Here is an 18270-nt window from a genome sequence, read left to right as displayed (position 1 = left end):
CTTGAACCCTCAGCGCGTCGCCACCACAAACAACCGCGGGAATGGCAACAGCACCGACCCATCCGGCAACGCCGGATACGCCTTGGCAATCTCCGCCTCATATCGCGCCAGATAGGCCGTACGCTCGGCATCATCCAGCGGCTGAATGAACGGCCGCAGCCCACTGCCCTTGAACCATTCCACGATGGCATTCGCGCCACCGGCCAGCGGATGGTGATAGACGGTCAGCCACACGTCCACACGCGAGCAATGCGGCTTTAGCAGTTCGTAGTACCAGCGCGCCGTAGCCCGCGCCGAGCGGGCGTTGCTCGCAGTGGCCAGCTTGGCGGCCCACGGACCGTTCGCGGCAGTTTCGCGCATCAGCCGGTGCGCAGGTTCTTCGAGGTTGTCGGGCATCTGCACGGCCAGCGTGCCGCCTTCCGAAAGCTTCTGCACGAGCGCGGGAAACAGCGTGGCATGGTCCGGCACCCACTGCAGCACGGCGTTGGCCAGGATTACGTCATAGGGGCCGGCGTCGTTCCAGGCCGTGATATCCGCGACATCGAACTGCACGTCGGGCAGGCGCTTGCGCGCGGCATCGACCATGTCGTCGGAGCTGTCCAGTCCGGTGATCGAAGCACCCGGAAATCGCGACATCAGCACCTCGGTCGAATTACCCGGCCCGCAACCGATATCCACCGCCGTGCGCACGATCTCATTGGGAATCGCGGCGACTAGGTCACGGACCGGGCGTGTGCGTTCGTCTTCAAAGGCCACATATTGGCGGGCGGACCAGCTCATCGATATCTCCTTGGGAAAACTGCGTACCGGCGAGCGCCGATACAAAAAAAGCCCGGTGTCTCCACCGGGCTTCTCTTAACGCTTGTGCATCGCCTGCGCTCAGCTCTTCGCTGCCACAGCCGCCTTGCCCTTGCCGAGCATGCGGTTGATCTGCCACTGCTGGGCGATCGACAGGATGTTGTTCACAACCCAGTACAGCACCAGGCCGGCCGGGAAGAAGAAGAACATGAACGAGAACACCAGCGGCATGATCATCATGACCTTGGCCTGCACGGGGTCCGGCGGGGTCGGGTTCAGCTTGGTCTGCACGAACATCGACACGGCCATCACGATCGGCAGGATGTAGAACGGATCCGGCACCGACAGGTCATGGATCCAGCCCAGCCACGGTGCGCCGCGCATTTCCACCGACGACAGCAGCACCCAGTACAGCGCGATGAACACCGGGATCTGGATCACGATGGGCAGGCAGCCGCCGAGCGGGTTGACCTTCTCGGTCTTGTACAGCGCCATCATCTCCGTGTTCATCTTCTGCGGATCGCCCTTGTGGCGTTCGCGGATCGCGGTCATGCGCGGCTGCAGGTCCTTCATCTTGCCCATGGACTTGTAGCTCGCCGCCGACAGCGGGAAGAACACCAGCTTGATCAGCACGGTCAGCAAGATGATCGACCAGCCCCAGTTGTTCAGGAAGCCATGCAGCTTCTCGAGCAGCCAGAACAGCGGCTTGGCCAGGATGGTCAGCCAGCCATAGTCCTTCACCAGTTCCAGGCCCGGGGTGATCTTCTCGAGCATGCGCTCTTCCTGCGGGCCCGCGAACAGGCGCGCATCGGTCGTCACCGTGGCACCCGGGGCGATCTGGCCCAGCGGCTGCTGGATGCCCACGCGGTACAGGTTCGGATCGATCTGCTGGACGTAGAAGCTGTGCTCCTTGCCGGCTTGCGGAATCCAGGCCGAGGCAAAGTAGTGCTGGACCATCGCGACCCAGCCACTGGTGGTGGCGGCCGGCGTGCTGGCCTTGCCCTTGGCAATGTCTTCGAAGGTGATCTTGTGGTACTTGTCCGCGTCCGTGTAGATGGCCGGGCCGGTGAAGGTGCTGTAGAACTGCGACTGCTCGACCTTGCTGCCGTCACGCGCCAGTTCCAGGTACAGCGTCGGCGAGACCGGCGCAGTGCCATCGTTGGTCACGGCAAAGCGCGCGTCGACCACGTAGCTGCCCTTGTGGAACACGTAAGTCTTCACAAACTTCACGCCGTTCTTGTCGGCGGTCAGCGTGACTTCGAGCTTGTCGGCACCGTCCAGCGTGCGCGGGCCGGGCGTGGCCGTGAACACGGTGGTGTGGTTAGGCAGGTCGCCGCCGATCAGGCCGGAGCGGGCCATGTACGTGCGCGTGGTGTCGCGCTCGAACAGCACCACCGGCTTGCCGTCCTTCTCGTGCTCGTTGAGCAGCTCCAGGCGCGACAGGATGCCGCCGGCGGTATCGATCTCGGCGCGCACCTCGTCGGTGGTCACGATGATCTTTTCGCCAGTGGGCTGCGCTGCTGCCTGAGGCGCGCCACCGGGGGCTGCCGGAGCGGCGGCGCCTGCGGTCGCGTTGGCCTTGGGCACATCGCCCTGGGCGGCGCCGGCGGCGGGCGCCGAAGCGGCCTGCTGCTGCGTCGCGCTCGGGAAGAACATCGACGCGTGGCCGTTGGCGCGCTGCCAGTTGTCATAGAGCAGCACGAGGGCCATCGAGAAGATGACCCAGAGGATGGTGCGTTTGATATCCATGTCTCGCTGTGGTCGGGGAAATCAGGGTCGTGGGAGACGGACGGTGACAGGCCCATGGCCTGCCGCGGGATGGGCAAACTTGCCCGTTTGTGCAGTTTCCGCTTCCGCACCCGGCACGGGATCATACCCGCCTTGTGTGAAAGGGTGGCAACGGCACAGCCGGCGAGCAGCCATCCAGCTGCCGCGCGCGGCGCCATGCTGGATGACGGCGTCGCGGGCGTAGTCGGAACAGGTCGGCCAGAAGCGGCACCGCGAGCCCAGGTACGGGCTCAGAGCGATCTTGTAGATGCGCAGCAGGGCTAGCAGGATTCGCTTCATGGCTGGGAGCGGTCAGGCCGGAAGGCCCTTGGGCTGTTCAGGCGCGGCCGATGGTGACGGCGGAGGCGGCGGCAGCGGCTTGGCGGCGACTTCCAGCAGGCTGGTCATCTCCGTCAGGCACGCCCTTCGGACCGCGGCGCGGCTGGTAAATTCCGCACGCGGAAACTTGGTCTGCAGCCGCAGCAGCACATCGCGGCCGCCAAGCTGGTCCTGCCGCTGGCGGAACAGCTCGCGCGCCATGCGCTTGACCAGGTTGCGCTCGGCCGCGCGCGGTGCGAACTTCTTGCCCACTACCACGCCAAGGCGGGCTTCGGGCCGGCCGTTGGCGCGCACGTAGAGCACGAAGTGCGTACTGCGTCGTCGGGGCCGCAAAGCAAAAACGGATGAAAATTCATCCGTCTTTGTCAGCCTCGCGGCTTTGGGATAGGCAAAGGTAGACACGCTTGGCAAAGCTAGCGGGAACACTGCACCCTGCGGCAAGCTACCGGCCATCCAGAAGGCGAGGCGGTTGGCATGGACGGCGTTGCCGCCGTCCAGACCGGTCGCCCGGCCCTTAGATTGCCAGGCGCTTGCGGCCCTTGGCGCGACGAGCGTTGATGACGGCACGGCCGCCACGGGTCTTCATGCGGACGCGGAAACCGTGGGTACGCTTGCGACGGGTAACGGAAGGTTGGTAGGTACGTTTCATGTTGCACTCTCTGGTTGATCTGGGCTAGCCCGCCTCCGGCCGGTGCCGGGGTGCCGTGGCCGCCGCGTATGGTTCGCATTGGGGTTGCCGCGCGCCGGAAACGCTCAAGGCCTCAAAGCGTATACCGACAAGTTGGCGATTCTGGTTCTGTCTTGGTGCCGGCCCTGAAACCGGCCAGCGCCTGGATTGCAGGTATACCTGCAAGACGCGGGCGGCACGGACAGGCCAGACCCGGCGATGCGCATACGTGTGATCCCCTGCCGCATCGCAGAACCCGCCATTTAAGCGATTTTCGCCGCCAGTGTCAAGGCTTCGTAATGTGGGCAAGGACACAATCGCCACATCACTCGGTAAACGGCACGTAAACAGCCGTGCGCCATTGTCCACAACAGCCTGTTAACAAGTTTGCGTGCTGATTTATGCACTGCGACAGACTGCCGGATTGGCCGAAGTCCCTGTTTCCGCTGGTTTTTCCGGCGCTGCAGCATGCCGGAAAGCCGCGCCGCTGCTCGGGTTGTGCACACCAATCCACTGAATTTGCACAAGTTGTCCACAGACTTATCCTTTGTGGATAACTTGAGGCCGGGGGTACAATCCCGGTCCAATCACTACACGGGCTGCGTGGCGCAGGCGCATCCCGGGCTTCCCCCCAAGTTTTTGCAGGTCGACGCGGCGGACCGTATACAGGACGTATACGTAAGTCGCTGCCGGCGTTGCAGACATGGGTACGGGGAAGGCCGGGCTGGCGAGGCGCGACAGTAGTCAGTGGCGCACCCTGGAGGTGCGCTTACTAAACAAAAAACAATGCAAGACTTCTGGCAGGCGGCAGCCGCGCAGCTCGAGCGCGAACTGACGCCGCAACAGTTCAAAACCTGGATCAAGCCGTTGGCGCCCGTCGGTTTCGACGAAGAAGCGCTCACGCTGCGCATTGCTGCGCCGAACCGGTTCAAGCTGGATTGGGTCAAGAGCCAGTTTTCGGGGCGTATTACTGCCCTTGCCTGCGAATATTGGGAAGCGCAGGTCAGTGTTCACTTTGTCCTGGATCCTGCTGCGTCGGGCCGTGCGGCGGCTTACGCGCAGCCGCCGGCCGGCGGCATGGGCGGTCAGCCGGGCATGATGCCGGGCGCCGCGGGCGACGGTCACGCAGCACTGGGTACGGGTATGCAGGGCTATGGCGGCGGCCAGCCGATGGGCCAACCCATGGGCCAGCAATTCGCCCAACCGGGCATGCAGCCCGGCTATGGCGAGTACCAGTCCGGCCACGGCCAGGCTGGCTATCCTCCGGCGCAGGCACCCTACCCTGGCCATCCGCTGCAAGGCGGCATGCGCCAGCAGCCGGCGCCGGGTGCGCAGCATGGCGTCGATATGGGCGAGATCGACGTGGTCCAGATGGATCCGTCCGAAGTTGCTGCCCGCTCCTACCGCATGCAGCCGCAGCAACCCCCCATGCAGTCGGGTCCGATGGTGCAGCACCCCGGCCCAGGCGGGCCCGGTGCGCAGCCCGGCCAGCCGAGCCAGGCCAGCGACACCGTGCACGAGCGTTCGCGCCTAAACCCGATCCTGACGTTCGACAACTTCGTCACCGGTAAGGCCAACCAGTTGGCGCGCGCTGCCGCCATCCAGGTCGCCAACAATCCGGGCAAGTCCTACAACCCGCTATATCTCTATGGCGGCGTGGGCCTTGGTAAGACTCACTTGATCCACGCCATCGGCAATTTCATGCTGATGGAGAACCCGCGCGCGCGCATCCGCTACATCCACGCTGAACAATATGTGTCCGACGTGGTGAAGGCCTACCAGCGCAAGGCGTTCGACGAGTTCAAGCGCTATTACCACTCGCTCGACCTGCTGCTGATCGACGATATTCAATTCTTCTCGGGCAAGAACCGCACGCAGGAAGAATTCTTCTACGCGTTCGAAGCACTGATCGCCAACCGGGCGCAGGTGATCATCACCAGCGATACGTACCCGAAGGAGATCACCGGCATCGACGACCGCCTGATTTCGCGTTTCGACTCCGGCCTGACCGTGGCCATCGAGCCGCCCGAGCTGGAAATGCGCGTGGCGATTCTGATGAAGAAGGCCGCCGCCGAAAACGTGAGCGTGCCCGAGGAAGTCGCGTTCTTCGTCGCCAAGCATCTGCGTTCCAACGTGCGCGAGCTCGAAGGCGCGCTGCGCAAGATCCTGGCGTTCAGCAACTTCCACGGCCGCGACATCACCATCGAAGTCACGCGTGAAGCGCTGAAGGACCTGCTGACGGTGCAGAACCGCCAGATCTCGGTCGAGAACATCCAGAAGACCTGCGCGGATTTCTACAACATCAAGGTCGCTGACATGTACTCGAAAAAGCGGCCTGCGAACATTGCAAGGCCGCGCCAGATCGCGATGTACCTGGCGAAGGAACTCACGCAGAAGAGCCTGCCCGAGATCGGCGAACTCTTCGGCGGGCGCGATCACACCACCGTGCTGCACGCGGTGCGCAAGATCGCCGACGAGCGTAGCAAGGACGCTCAGCTCAACCATGAACTGCACGTGCTGGAACAGACGCTCAAGGGTTGATCCGAGGTGGATCCCGCGCCGGGAAACCGGGGCGGGCGGATTTTGAAGAACCGGCCCGAGAGGGCTGGCATACTGTAGGTTCGGCGTCACTGGGAGGCCCCCGGGGCGCCTGTTAAACAACAACGGCCCAGCCGCAGCCGTGTGCAGTGTTAGCCACAGATAAGGCTTTGCGGTGAGTCGGGATGAAATGCGGAAAGTACTTGGCGGGCGCCGTGGCTTTTTGTGCACAACCCCCACTTCCGACGGTTTCGCCCCGCTTCACCGCAGCGGCTTATCCTTGGTACAATGGCACATTAACTCCTTGATTTCTAAGTAAATTGGAGTTGCCTGGAGTTTGCGGTCGCCGACGACAAACGACGAAGGATAAATTCAATGCAATTGGTCAAAACCTCGCGAGACAATCTGCTGCGTCCGCTGCAAATCGTGAGCGGCATCGTGGAGCGCCGCCACACCCTCCCGATCCTGGCCAACCTGCTGATTCGCAAGTCCGGCTCGAACGTATCCTTCCTCTCGACCGACATCGAGATCCAGATCACCACGCACGCCGAATGCGGCGTGGGCAATGACAGCGTGGCCACCACCGTGGCCGCACGCAAGCTGCTCGACATCCTGCGCGCCATGCCCGACGGCGATGTGGCCCTGTCGCTCAACGACAAGCGCATGACCGTGCAGTCCGGCAAGAGCCGCTTCGCACTGCAGACGCTGGCCGCCGAAGAATTCCCGACCGTTGCCGAAGCCAGCGAATTCAACGCCAGCATCTCGCTGCCGCAGAAGACCTTCAAGCACCTGCTGGCGATGGTCCACTTCGCCATGGCGCAGCAAGACATCCGTTACTACCTCAACGGCATGCTGCTCGTCGTCGACGGCAAGAAGGTCATGGCAGTCGCCACCGACGGCCACCGCTTGGCCTACTGCGGTGTGGAACTGGAAAACGAAGCCACCGGTGTGGGCTCGCGCCAGGAAGTCATCATCCCGCGCAAGACCATCCTCGAACTGCAACGCCTGCTCGAAGACAACGACGATCCCGTGCAGGTGCAGCTCGCCGCCAACCAGGTCAAGTTCAGCTTCGCCAATATCGAGCTGATCTCCAAGCTGGTGGAAGGCAAGTTCCCCGACTTCAATCGCGTCATTCCCAAGGGCTACAAGAACGCCTTTGCGATCGACCGCGTGCGCCTGCAGCAGGCGCTGCAACGTACCGCCATCCTGACGACCGACAAGTTCAAGGGCGTGCGCTGCATCCTGGACACCCACATGCTGAAGATCAGCTCCACCAACGCCGATCAGGAAGAGGCGCAGGAAGAGCTGGAACTCGATTACTCGGGCGACGCGCTCGACATCGGCTTCAACGTGACCTACCTGCTCGACGTCCTCGCCAACCTGAAGAGCGAGCAAGTGCAGGTCAGCCTCGGCGACTCGAATTCGAGTGCGCTGATTACCGTGCCGGAAGACGACAACTTCAAGTACGTCGTCATGCCGATGCGCATCTGATGATCCGGTAACAGGACTACAGATACAGAGATACCGGAGCAGCAAACGGCACGCTACGACACCCGCACTATCACGGGACGTCTCTTTGCAGCAGGGGCAGGATCGAAATCGATCCGCCCCTTTTGCCGTTTTTAGTAACCCGCCATGCGGAAGCCAAACGCCCTGCCAATGTGCCGGCGCGGCCAGGTTTTCGCATCAGCCGTTGAGTAGAAAGACATGACCGAACAGCAGACACCGCAACAGGAAAACACCTACGGAGCTTCTTCGATCCAGATCCTGGAAGGCCTGGAGGCGGTACGCAAGCGTCCGGGCATGTACATCGGCGATACCTCCGACGGCACCGGCCTGCATCACCTTGTGTTCGAGGTGCTGGACAACTCCATCGACGAAGCGCTGGCCGGCTACTGCACCGAGATCACGGTCACCATCCACAGCGACAACTCGATCTCCATCGTCGACAACGGCCGCGGCATCCCGCCCCTGGTCAAGTTCGACGACAAGCACGAACCCAAGCGCAGCGCGGCGGAAATCGCCATGACCGAGCTGCACGCCGGCGGCAAGTTCAACCAGAACAGCTACAAGGTGTCCGGCGGCCTGCACGGCGTGGGCGTGTCCTGCGTGAACGCGCTGTCCAAGTGGCTGCGCCTGACCGTGCGCCGTGACGGCAAGGTCCACCTGATCGAATTCGCCAAGGGCGACGTGCAGAACCGCATCATCGAGACCGTCAACGGCCCGGACGGCCAGCCGGTCGAAGTGTCCCCGATGAAGATCATCGGCGACACCGACAAGCGCGGCACCGAAGTTCACTTCCTGGCCGACGAAGAGATCTTTACCCACGTCGAGTTCCATTACGAGATCCTCTCCAAGCGCATCCGTGAGCTCTCGTTCCTGAACAACGGCGTCCACATCAAGCTGGTCGACCAGCGTACCGGCAAGGAAGAAGACTTTGCCTTCTCCGGCGGCGTGAAGGGCTTTGTTGAATACATCAACCGCGCCAAGAGCACGCTGCACCCGAACATCTTCTACGCCAATACCGAGAAAGACGGCATTGCCGTGGAAGTGGCCATGCAGTGGAACGATGGCTACAACGAGCAGGTGCTCTGCTTCACCAACAACATTCCGCAGCGGGATGGCGGCACCCACCTGACCGGCCTGCGCGCCGCGATGACCCGCGTCATCAACAAGTACATCGAAGAAAACGAGATCGCCAAGAAGGCCAAGGTGGAAACCACCGGCGACGACATGCGCGAAGGCCTGGCCTGCGTGCTCTCCGTCAAGGTGCCCGAGCCCAAGTTCAGCTCGCAGACCAAGGACAAGCTGGTTTCGTCCGAAGTGCGCCTGCCGGTGGAAGAACTCGTGGCCAAGGCCCTGGGCGATTTCCTGCTGGAAACCCCCGGCGACGCCAAGATCATCTGCGGCAAGATCGTAGACGCCGCCCGCGCGCGCGAAGCCGCCCGCAAGGCCCGCGAAATGACCCGCCGCAAGGGCGTGCTCGACGGCATGGGCCTGCCCGGCAAGCTCGCCGACTGCCAGGAAAAAGACCCGGCCCAGTCCGAACTCTTCCTGGTGGAGGGTGACTCCGCAGGCGGCTCCGCCAAGCAGGGCCGCGACCGTAAGTTCCAGGCCATCCTGCCGCTCAAGGGCAAGATCCTGAACGTCGAGCGCGCGCGCTTCGACAAGATGCTCTCCAGCCAGGAAGTGCTCGTGCTGATCACCGCGCTGGGCACCGGCATTGGCAAGGACGACTACAACCTGGACAAGCTGCGCTACCACCGCATCATCATCATGACCGACGCGGACGTGGATGGCTCGCACATCCGCACGCTGCTGCTGACGTTCTTCTACCGCCAGATGCCCGACATCATCGAGCGCGGCTACGTGTACATCGCCCAGCCGCCGCTCTACAAGATCAAGCACGGCAAGGAAGAGCGCTACATCAAGGACGACGTAGAACTCAACGCCTACCTGCTCAAGCTGGCCATGGAAAAGGCCGTGCTGGTGCGCCCGGATGGCACGGAGATCAACGGCGACGCGCTGACCGAGCTGGCGCGCCAGTACCAGCTCACGGAAGGCGTGATCGGCCGCCTGTCACGCATCGTGGATACGGATGCGCTGCGCGCGATTGCCGATGGCGTGACGCTGGACCTGGACAGCGCACCGGCGGCCGAGGCATCGGCCGTGGCGCTGAAGACCAAGCTGGCGGAGATGCATGCCAAGACGCTGCTCGGCGCTGCCGTCAACGACGATGGCACGGCGGATGTGTATGCCCAGTTCGACGAAAAGACCGACAAGCATCGCCTGATGATTGCGCGTCGTCACCATGGCAACGTGCGGCTGTCGCACCTGGACGCGGACTTTGTCCACGGGGCGGATTACGCGGCGCTGTCCAATGCGGCCAAGACGTTCCAGGGGCTGACGCCTGAGGGGACCAAGGTGCAGCGCGGGGAAGGGGACAAGCTGAGGGATCAGACTGTCAATGACTTCCATGGGGCGATGCAGTGGTTGCTCTCTGAAGCTGAACGCGGCGTGTCCCGTCAGCGCTATAAGGGTCTTGGTGAGATGAACCCTGAGCAGCTGTTTGAGACGACGCTCGACGTTACCCAACGGCGACTGCTTAAGGTGCAGATTGAGGATGCTATTGCGGCGGATCAGATTTTCACCACCCTCATGGGTGATGAGGTGGAACCGCGTAGGAACTTTATTGAGTCGAATGCGTTGGTGGCGCGGAATATTGATGTTTAAAATTTGTCTGTAGATAGGCACATAACCTAAGAATCTGGGACCCATAAGTTGAGAAATTTATGGGTCTTTTGCGTTGATAGCCAATGTTTATGGACGTCTCAGCAATTAGCGATGCGTCCCGAGTCGTTGACTGCAACGACTCGACGTGGCTCCGCGCGTTCACTCAATAGAGCGAGACCTCTAAATGCAAATGCTCCTGACATCTCCCGACTCTGTTTTGGTCTCGGGGGGGGCCCACCCGGCCATTGTCAAAGTGCTGGCTGACTTCGCGGCGGCGGGAAACCCGGTCGCTCTTTTGTCGAACCACACAGAGCCGGTTTGGTTCAAGCAAGCGTTTGCGGGCACCGCAGTTCAGTTCCTTCGCAGCCCTGGGAGACAAGATGGAGGGGTGGTCTCGCACAATGCTAAGCGCTTCAATTTGCAGAATCACGACGTGCTGGTTCTAGCCTCGAAGCTGGACGACATCCAGATGGCGAAGAACGGTCATGCGGTGGTGATTGGCGCTGGGTGGTCAAACAATAAGTACGTTGCAGATTTGGGCATTCGAGCCGCGAATCCTACTGAGCTTGCACAAGTCATCGGGTTGACTGCGGGATGGCAGGGGCAATGGTGGTACCAAGGCAACACACCGGGCTACAGCGTGCATGTCCTGGCGGACCTGTCGCAGATGGGCAAGGGAATCGACCAGCAGGTTTTTGCAGGGAAAATCAAACAGACTGTCAAAAACGGAGGCGTTCACCTGAATGCGCTGCTCGCAGTGACTGCACGGTCTATGTTGTTTATGGGCGTCGGTGCCGTCCCAGACCTCCTCTGGGGCGTCTACCCATCATCCAGCAGCGACAACTCTGACAACGAGACGCTTAGCGACTTCACCCATCGACTGCGCACGACGGCTTCGCGAGTTCGAAATGCGGAGCGCGGTCAGCCTCTGTTCATTCGACATACTCCTTCGGCCAAACGGTCTAGTGGCAGCTTCAGTGGAGATAGGCGGGACCCAACGGGGCAGGTCACGACCATTCACTTGAATCCATTCTACGCTAGTAAGCTTCGCGGGAAGAACGTGGTGGTGGTCGATGACTGCACAACGTATGGCGTTTCCTTCGGTGTGGCGGCAGCCTTCCTGCGTAAGGCGGGAGCGGCGTCGGTTACCGGTATCGCATTGGGCAAGTTTGGAAACCAGCTTGGTGCCTATCAAATTGAGCTGAAGGCTAACCCATTCGCTCCAGTGCAAGCGTCGGACTTCATCGGGGCATTCAGTCCATTTCCCGGCACCACCAATGTCGGAAGCCAAGCCGCGTTGACAACGCTGTTGACATAAGGCCGTGCAGACGGTGTGCCGTTCAATTCAGAAATTCGAGAACTACACCACGCGTGGAGACCAGGATGGCCAACGTTATTTTGTTCGATTTCGATAGCACCTTGGTGAATACGCGGTCGGTCCGGGAGATACGAGAGTCTGTCGAATACGATTTGCTCACACCGGAGACGATGGCCCAGGTTGCGCCGTATCAACCCGTTCCGGAGCTTATTAGGGCGCTGAAGGAACGAGGTGTCCTGCTCGGGATTGTGTCCAATGCGGGACGAGGCTACATCGACCGCATTCTTGCCCATTTGGGGATGCGGAACGACTTTGACGTGGTTGTCACTTACTCAGACGTAAAGCGCGCAGGCAAGGAGCCAAAGCCGGCGCCTGATGGAATCTTGCTTGCGCTCGAGCAGCTTGGGGAGGAGTCGGGCCCCCACGTTCTTTATGTAGGTGACGAGTACATCGACATTGTCGCCGCGTACAACGCTGGAGTTACGCCCATCGTTCCAACCTGGGCGTCGCGCGAAACCGTCTCGACGGCGCCAGCGGCAGCCTTGTCGTCGCGAGACCTGATTGACTACTTTGATGACCCAAGCGACTTCCGCTTATTTGCGGAGCGCGCAGCAGAGCATCAGTCTATTAATTTCCACCGTGGCGCGACCTTTTTCCTGCCTCTCGACCTCTCCGGCAATGTGATAACCGTCGGCGAACAACTGCGGATTCTGTGCCTCGGCCGCTACTACAGCCAGAAGGCAGTGGCTACGGCGTCGCTCCACGAGGCGCATGCGCTTTCACAAGACATCGTGCGCAAAGAGAGTATCCCGCAGTTTGAGCTTCAGCCGTATTGGGTCGACGTTGTGTTGCACGTCCTCCGACGAGCACCTGAATATCTGTTCCACAACGAGCATCCTTTTGACCTAATCACTGTCGTACCGGGAAAGGCCGGTGGTCATCCGCGCTTGGAGAATTTCCTTCGCCGCGTTCAGCAAGCTGCTGGGCCAGAGTTTGCTGGGGTGAGCTTCGATGCATCGCTGCTGCGGTATGTCGACGATGCGCTGAAGCAGAAGACTCTCTCAGCCGACCAGCGGGCGGCAGAAGCCAAGCGGGCGCTCCAGCTCGCAGGTGTTGCGGCCGAGCGCATTCGCGGCCGGCATGTTCTCGTAATCGACGACGTAGTAACGACCGGGTCAACTATCGCACGCTCAATCGACCTGCTGGAAAAAGCCGGGGCCGCCTCGGTGACCGGGTTGGCTTTTGCGAAAACGGTAAGCGTTCAGCAGGATGACAAGAACTGCCCGCGATGCACTCGACCGATGCGACTTCGGCGCAATCAGGCCGATGGCAGTCATTTCTGGGGCTGCTCCGGCTACTTTGCGGACGAGGAAGACGAGCGATGCCCCTACACAGAGGACATGCATCCGAAATTCTGCGGAGTCTGCAACAGACCCATGGTGCGCCGTACCAACAGACAGAATGGTAACCGGTTTTGGGGCTGCACCGGATACAATCAGACACCGTCCTGCAACTACACTGAAGACATCCAATAGTGGCTGTATCTGACTACACAATTCGTGTACTGATTGCGAGCAAGGTGAAGGGAGTGGGCCGGAAGACCCTCCAAGCTTTAACCAGGGAACCGCTATTTTTCCAGGTTAAGCTAGAGGAGTTGGCTGAAACCTTCCCGGAACTCGCGCTGCTGCAGCCTGCAAGCCTGACCTATGAGACGGCGGTTAAGGCGGCGGAGGATGACCTTCGGCAAGCGTCAGAACGTGGCCATACCATCTTGAGTCCGTCGGACTCGGACTATCCGCGACTTCTAGCCACAACGGAAGACAGACCTGCGCTCCTATATGTCGCAGGGGACCCGGCGCGATTCTCCAAGAAGGCTATTGCGGTCATCGGCACACGAGAGCCATCGAAGCATGGAATTGAAACCGCTCGGCGAATCACTCAGTACTTTGGGAGCGCCGGATGGCAAATAGTTAGTGGGCTTGCGCTCGGTCTTGATTCGGTTGCCCACAAAGAGGCTCTGAACCACGATGGCTCGACGGTGGCTGCTATGGCTCACGGACTGGACTCGGTCTATCCGAAATCGAATGCTGCTCTTGCTGACGCCATTGTGGCGAAGGGCGGCCTTTTAGTATCAGAGTATGGCTACGGGACACCCGCATTCTCTGGCCAGTTTGTGGAAAGAGATAGAATTCAAGCGGCTCTTTCGAAGGCCGTGGTGATGGCGCAGTCTGACAGAGGCGGCGGTAGCCTGCATGCAAGCCGCGCCGCACTCCGATACCGGCGATTCCTGATAGTTCCAGTCGCAACGCGTGCAGACATTACAAGTGGATATGAGAAAGCGCGCGGCAACATTGCATTGACCACCGGCAGTGTCACCGAGAAGCTCTCGATACTTAAATGCCAAGAGTCAGATTTGGAGCGCCTTATTGTTCTTCGGTCGAAAAGCGAATACGAAGCGATTGAGGCGGCACTTCTGACGTAATACTCGAAATGGAAAATTAATCTAGCGATTCACCAGAGGCCGGGTTGTTTGCATATATTGCGTGTGCGCGCTATCGATAGCGCCTCACACTGTCGTGCTCGTTGTATCACCGCCCGAATGCATTTGGGTCGAATCCAACGTCAAACATTTTCACATCGAGATAAACAAGAGTGAGCACCTCGCCTGGCGTCGTCGTTTGAAAACCAGACTTCCGCCGGCTACAGTCCCGAGCATCGCTGTTGCCAGGCACCCGCGACGAGGTCATGCGCAAAGCTGTCGTCATCAAGTTTTTCTCTAAGATGCCAACGTCATGGGACGTGGGGCGCGACCGAGCGTCAGCGCAGACCGTTCGCCTTATAGCATGCAACAGCCATGTGCAATGAGTCGACCTGAGCCATGCGGATGGTCGGCTGGCTGCCGTTTCGGGATGGGCTTGCCTTCGTAGCTGCCTGCACACGCGCCGAGTCCTAAGAGGTGAGAGGCAGTAGTGGGCCATGAGACTGCTCTTCTTCTGGATGGGGCTGCGGGTAGGCTGCAGCGCAACATGGAAAGTTGCGCGTCTGTCATCGCCGCTTCGGCAGATGACAATTTCTTAGTCTCGGGCTCTAGAGGGCTACTAGGCCCCTGGCGAGACTCGAACTCAGCCACTGGTTGTCGCCTTATCCCTCGTTGCCGCGCGAGCCCGGCAAGTCAATGCCGGCACTCGCCCGCCCCAACGCACTTCCCGAGGCGCTATATCGAGCACAGGACGTTCACTTCTCGACGCCCTGTCAACGGAATTGCTTGGATTCGATGGGATAAAGCACTTGAGCTGTGTTGCGCAAAGCGCAAATTTCATGTCATGATTTGCGTGCGCACCACCTTTAGGGAAGGACATGGACAATCGGCTTTCAGAAAACGAACGCAGGATTCACCAACACTCTCGGCGGCCCATTTTGGCAGTTGTAGCAACAGTGCTTACGTTGCACCCAGTGAGTCTGCCGCCGATGAAGCTAGACATTCATCTGACGGTCGGCAGCCTGCCGCCAGCAGAGTGGCGCAGTGCCGAAAAAGAAGGGGAGCGGAAGTAATGGACAACACCAGCCCCTTTCGAGAGCTAGTCTCAACCTTAAGCAATCGTGGCGTGCCGGACGCATATCGCGCGGCGCTTTCCCTGCTGGCCGAAATACACGGCGGGGGCTCACCACAGTCGAGTCAATTGTCCTTGTCTGAGGCATGTGTGGGCTCCGCACTCGAAGCCACGAAGGCCCATCTTGTGGAGGTTCTTGATTGGGTCTCGCTTTCTGACACGGCTAGGCGGCGCGGGGAAGCGATGCTTACCCCGGACATCGCACAGCTTTTGGCTGACCTCGTCATTGAAGGAGGGCATTCGTCTGCCATCATTCTGCAGGACCCGCTTTGCCTTGTGGCGTCGAGGTTGGTTGACTTAGGCGTATGCGTGGAACAGTACTGTTCCGACTTGGAGGTTCCGAAGCTGTGTGCCGCACTTACGAACATGCCTGCCTGGACTGCCGTCGAGCGGGATGTCTATGGGACCGGAGCGCAATCGAATCAAGGCGCTGGCGCACGAATGGATGAGTCACCGCCATGTACAAGTCCATCGACAACGGAACGTGATAACGGCGTTTTAATTGCCGCCCTTCCGCTCATACCGGGTATTTCCGGCGGTGTGCATGCCAAACAGCTGCCGTATGCAGCGAGTGAAGACCTAAGCGCCATCATTGACCGGTACGGAGTGACCGTCGCACGACTTATAGTGCTCGTTCCGAGTTCGATGCTCTATCGAACTGGGAAGGCTGCCGAATTCCGACGGGACCTTCTATCCTCGGGACTCGTCGAGGCGGTGCTTGAGCTTCCTAACGGTACGACGCCACTTGCGACGCACCAGTATTCCGTGTTGGTACTTCGCCCAACTCGGAATCCCGCTGCAGAAGAATCCGTATTCGTTATGAGCTTGCCCGAGCGCGCGTCCCCAGCCACCCGCGGTCGGGGACGGCGGGTGGAGGTCGAGTCTAGCTGCGCACTCGCGGCACAAGTAATTGATAGACGTACTGATGGCCCCGGCAACGGTCGCCTATTGACGTTCAGACAACTACTGGAGATTGGCTCTCTTTTGCCCCGGATGCTGCTTGGAGGCACCTGGGCTGATGCTCACAACGCTGGAAGTCGAGCGACGCTGCGCGATATCGTGCACATAGTTCGTCCGACCGCGTTGCCCAAAGGAGCGCGCAGACCACGCGCCGCGGTGACGACCGACAGTATCATCCGTGCGTTCCCATACATCCGCTATGTCGAAACAACGGGCGGTACGGATGATGGAAGCGAGTACGGTAAGGCGCATGAAACCACCACTGACCTTGAGGCTGGAGACATCGTTATTGTCGTAAAGGGCACGGTCGGCGCGGTGGGGCTAGTCGAGCAGCCCACGAACGGGCTGATACTTCTGCCAAACTCCTGCTTGGTGCTACGTGCAAAGAGCGCGGACGAAACGAAGGCGCTTTACCTTTACCTCAAGAGCCCGACGGGGATAGAACGCCTGCGTTCAATTGTGACTGGCAGTACGGTGCGTAACATCCGATTAGCCGACCTCGGCGGTCTTGCCGTGCCAAGCCTCTCTGGCCGCGCCTGTGAGCTAGCGGAAAGAACTCTGCAAGCCATCAACGAAAAAACAGTCGAAATTCAACGATTGGAAGGGGAACGAGCCCAGTTGTTGGGTAATTCTCTAGAAGAAATGTCAAAACTAAGTGGTTAGACTAGCCTGATGCATAGTTGCAACCATGTGCACAGAGCAGGCCCGCATATTCGAATGCTTGCATGGTGTGTCAGGCAGAGCACCGGGTCGACTGCCTCTATCCTGACACTGCTCGCTCTCGAATCCCAGTCAACGCCCGCAAAATCCGAATCACTGTAGCCGCCGGGAATACCCCACTACGCCTAGACAGTTTCATTACCCTGGTTGTGCATTGAACTAACCGGCTAACCACCTCGCCCTCAAGTCGCTCTCCGTGGTAGGCGAACCCAATCCATTCCCCTGTCCAGGTCCGTGCCTCCAATCACCTCCTACTTGCTGGTAGCGCGTATGTGTCATCGAACAACGGCTGAGAGGCGGTGCCTTCTCTGGGCCATCGCGATTCGAATTTCTCCAAATTCTCTGCGGCTATCAGAGCGCATCGCCAAGCTCTTCCGTTACGTTGGCCTGTTCCGCAGGGCCAAGGTCTCGTTTCGATTTCTTGATGGCGGCCAATATTCCGCCAATCTCGCCGAAGAAGCCGTATCGGAGCTGGTTGAATGTCGTCCGGCAGTTTGCTGAGCTTTTTGGTCGTTCCGAAAGGCGCAGGGCGGCTGCAATAGCGTTGGTTCGAGCGCTACAAGAGCTTCGGTAACCGACGGAGTAAGCTTCGCGTTCGCCCTACATCTAGATTGCATCCCCGAGTGCTGCTCGCTCCAGCGCCTCGTGTTCTCGTCGCCAGCCAGGCATGGCCTGAGTGACTAAGCTCCAGAAGGCCCTAGTGTGGTTCTTCTCGACGGTGTGGCAGAGCTCGTGGACTATGACATAGTCCTGCACACTGCCGGCCAGTTCCATCACCCTGGGGTGGAACTGCAGGACGTTCGCCGCATCGCAACTTGCCCATCGGCTTTGAAAATGCCGGATGCAGGCCCCTGCAGCTTTTAGCCCTGTTTCGCGTTCCCAATGGCGGACGCGTCGCAGCAGTTTCTCTTCTGCGCGCTCGCGGTAAAAGGCTTCCAACAGCGGCGCCACGGCTTCGGGCGTGGTAGCGCTCCCCCACGGACACTCCACCACAAAGCGTGACGCGGTAAAAGCCAGCCGCGGCGTCGTCAGAGCAGGCACGTGCCGGACCTCCGTGAAGTAGCTGCGCCCGCAATACTTGAGCCGGCTACCGGTCACGATGGCGTCTTCGGCCTGCGGTTTGTTGACCAGCGCCAGCTTCTCGCGTATCCAGCGGGCACGCCGCCGCACCAGCGTCTCCTGCTCTGGCACCTCCACCCACGGCCCGCGCAACAACACCGGATGGCCACGTTCGACCGTCACATAGTGGCGTTTCAGCTCTGCATCCGGCTGGAACTGCCACTCAATGGTCGTCTCTCCGTACTGCAACTGCGGCATGG

General features: G+C 60.3%; 13 protein-coding genes. 7 read left to right on the top strand and 6 right to left on the bottom strand.

From position 1 onward, the window contains the following. Positions 1 to 9 precede the first annotated feature (9 nt). The 5 genes from tam to rpmH all read right to left on the bottom strand — a co-directional run bounded on the left by tam (position 10) and on the right by rpmH (position 3553). Complete coding sequence (gene tam / locus KHO41_RS33420) at positions 10 to 780, bottom strand: trans-aconitate 2-methyltransferase (protein ID WP_211957521.1); 771 nt, start codon at positions 778 to 780, stop codon at positions 10 to 12. Positions 781 to 879: 99 nt separating this feature from the next. Next, complete coding sequence (gene yidC, locus KHO41_RS33415) at positions 880 to 2547, bottom strand: membrane protein insertase YidC (RefSeq protein ID WP_211957520.1); 1668 nt, start codon at positions 2545 to 2547, stop codon at positions 880 to 882. 21 nt (positions 2548 to 2568) lie between these two features. Next, positions 2569 to 2865 (bottom strand): membrane protein insertion efficiency factor YidD, encoded by a 297-nt coding sequence (yidD, locus tag KHO41_RS33410; protein ID WP_211957519.1) that lies wholly within the window; start codon positions 2863 to 2865, stop codon positions 2569 to 2571. A gap of 12 nt (positions 2866 to 2877) precedes the next feature. Continuing rightward, positions 2878 to 3306, bottom strand: a complete 429-nt coding sequence (gene rnpA / locus KHO41_RS33405) for a ribonuclease P protein component (protein ID WP_211957518.1) — start codon at positions 3304 to 3306, stop codon at positions 2878 to 2880. A 112-nt stretch (positions 3307 to 3418) separates the two neighbouring features. Beyond that, on the bottom strand, positions 3419 to 3553 hold the full coding sequence (rpmH, locus tag KHO41_RS33400) for a 50S ribosomal protein L34 (RefSeq protein WP_008650850.1): 135 nt from the start codon (positions 3551 to 3553) through the stop codon (positions 3419 to 3421). Between the two features lie 804 nt (positions 3554 to 4357). Between rpmH and dnaA the strand changes: the two genes are divergently transcribed. The 7 genes from dnaA (at position 4358) to KHO41_RS33365 (ending at position 16894) form a co-directional block, all read left to right on the top strand. Continuing rightward, positions 4358 to 6112, top strand: a complete 1755-nt coding sequence (gene dnaA, locus KHO41_RS33395) for a chromosomal replication initiator protein DnaA (RefSeq protein WP_211957517.1) — start codon at positions 4358 to 4360, stop codon at positions 6110 to 6112. A gap of 372 nt (positions 6113 to 6484) precedes the next feature. Further along, positions 6485 to 7600: a DNA polymerase III subunit beta gene (dnaN, locus tag KHO41_RS33390; RefSeq protein ID WP_211957516.1), complete on the top strand. Its 1116-nt coding sequence runs from the start codon at positions 6485 to 6487 to the stop codon at positions 7598 to 7600. 216 nt (positions 7601 to 7816) lie between these two features. Continuing rightward, positions 7817 to 10342, top strand: a complete 2526-nt coding sequence (gyrB, locus tag KHO41_RS33385; protein ID WP_211957515.1) for a DNA topoisomerase (ATP-hydrolyzing) subunit B — start codon at positions 7817 to 7819, stop codon at positions 10340 to 10342. A gap of 184 nt (positions 10343 to 10526) precedes the next feature. After that, the gene (locus KHO41_RS33380; RefSeq protein ID WP_211957514.1) at positions 10527 to 11660 is read left to right on the top strand and encodes a phosphoribosyltransferase; all 1134 of its coding nucleotides are present in this window, start codon (positions 10527 to 10529) and stop codon (positions 11658 to 11660) included. A gap of 65 nt (positions 11661 to 11725) precedes the next feature. Then, entirely contained in the window at positions 11726 to 13195 is a 1470-nt protein-coding gene (locus KHO41_RS33375; protein WP_211957513.1) for an HAD-IA family hydrolase, read from the top strand. After that, the gene (locus KHO41_RS33370) at positions 13195 to 14142 is read left to right on the top strand and encodes a DNA-processing protein DprA (protein WP_211957512.1); all 948 of its coding nucleotides are present in this window, start codon (positions 13195 to 13197) and stop codon (positions 14140 to 14142) included. Before KHO41_RS33375 ends, KHO41_RS33370 begins: the two co-directional genes overlap by 1 nt. A 1069-nt stretch (positions 14143 to 15211) precedes the next feature. Further along, a complete protein-coding gene (locus KHO41_RS33365; RefSeq protein ID WP_211957511.1) occupies positions 15212 to 16894 on the top strand; it encodes a restriction endonuclease subunit S in 1683 nt (560 codons plus the stop codon). A gap of 663 nt (positions 16895 to 17557) precedes the next feature. Here KHO41_RS33365 and KHO41_RS33360 read toward each other — a convergent pair. Then, complete coding sequence (locus KHO41_RS33360; RefSeq protein WP_211957510.1) at positions 17558 to 18268, bottom strand: YgjP family zinc-dependent metalloprotease; 711 nt, start codon at positions 18266 to 18268, stop codon at positions 17558 to 17560. Positions 18269 to 18270 lie beyond the last annotated feature (2 nt).

The organism is Cupriavidus numazuensis (genome assembly GCF_905397435.1).
GTDB classification, from domain to species: Bacteria; Pseudomonadota; Gammaproteobacteria; order Burkholderiales; family Burkholderiaceae; genus Cupriavidus; species Cupriavidus numazuensis.
Note: the sequence above shows the minus strand (reverse complement) of the source record. Positions and strands in the feature narration are given on the sequence as shown.

What these genes read in the sequence shown, in the direction of transcription:
- yidD (WP_211957519.1), bottom strand. Translation starts at nt 2,865, where the DNA reads ATGAAGCGAATCCTGCTAGCCCTGCTGCGCATCTACAAGATCGCTCTG.
- KHO41_RS33360 (WP_211957510.1), bottom strand. Translation starts at nt 18,268, where the DNA reads ATGCCGCAGTTGCAGTACGGAGAGACGACCATTGAGTGGCAGTTCCAG.
- KHO41_RS33375 (WP_211957513.1), top strand. Translation starts at nt 11,726, where the DNA reads ATGGCCAACGTTATTTTGTTCGATTTCGATAGCACCTTGGTGAATACG.
- gyrB (WP_211957515.1), top strand. Translation starts at nt 7,817, where the DNA reads ATGACCGAACAGCAGACACCGCAACAGGAAAACACCTACGGAGCTTCT.
- KHO41_RS33365 (WP_211957511.1), top strand. Translation starts at nt 15,212, where the DNA reads ATGGACAACACCAGCCCCTTTCGAGAGCTAGTCTCAACCTTAAGCAAT.
- dnaN (WP_211957516.1), top strand. Translation starts at nt 6,485, where the DNA reads ATGCAATTGGTCAAAACCTCGCGAGACAATCTGCTGCGTCCGCTGCAA.
- yidC (WP_211957520.1), bottom strand. Translation starts at nt 2,547, where the DNA reads ATGGATATCAAACGCACCATCCTCTGGGTCATCTTCTCGATGGCCCTC.
- tam (WP_211957521.1), bottom strand. Translation starts at nt 780, where the DNA reads ATGAGCTGGTCCGCCCGCCAATATGTGGCCTTTGAAGACGAACGCACA.
- KHO41_RS33380 (WP_211957514.1), top strand. Translation starts at nt 10,527, where the DNA reads ATGCAAATGCTCCTGACATCTCCCGACTCTGTTTTGGTCTCGGGGGGG.
- rpmH (WP_008650850.1), bottom strand. Translation starts at nt 3,553, where the DNA reads ATGAAACGTACCTACCAACCTTCCGTTACCCGTCGCAAGCGTACCCAC.
- dnaA (WP_211957517.1), top strand. Translation starts at nt 4,358, where the DNA reads ATGCAAGACTTCTGGCAGGCGGCAGCCGCGCAGCTCGAGCGCGAACTG.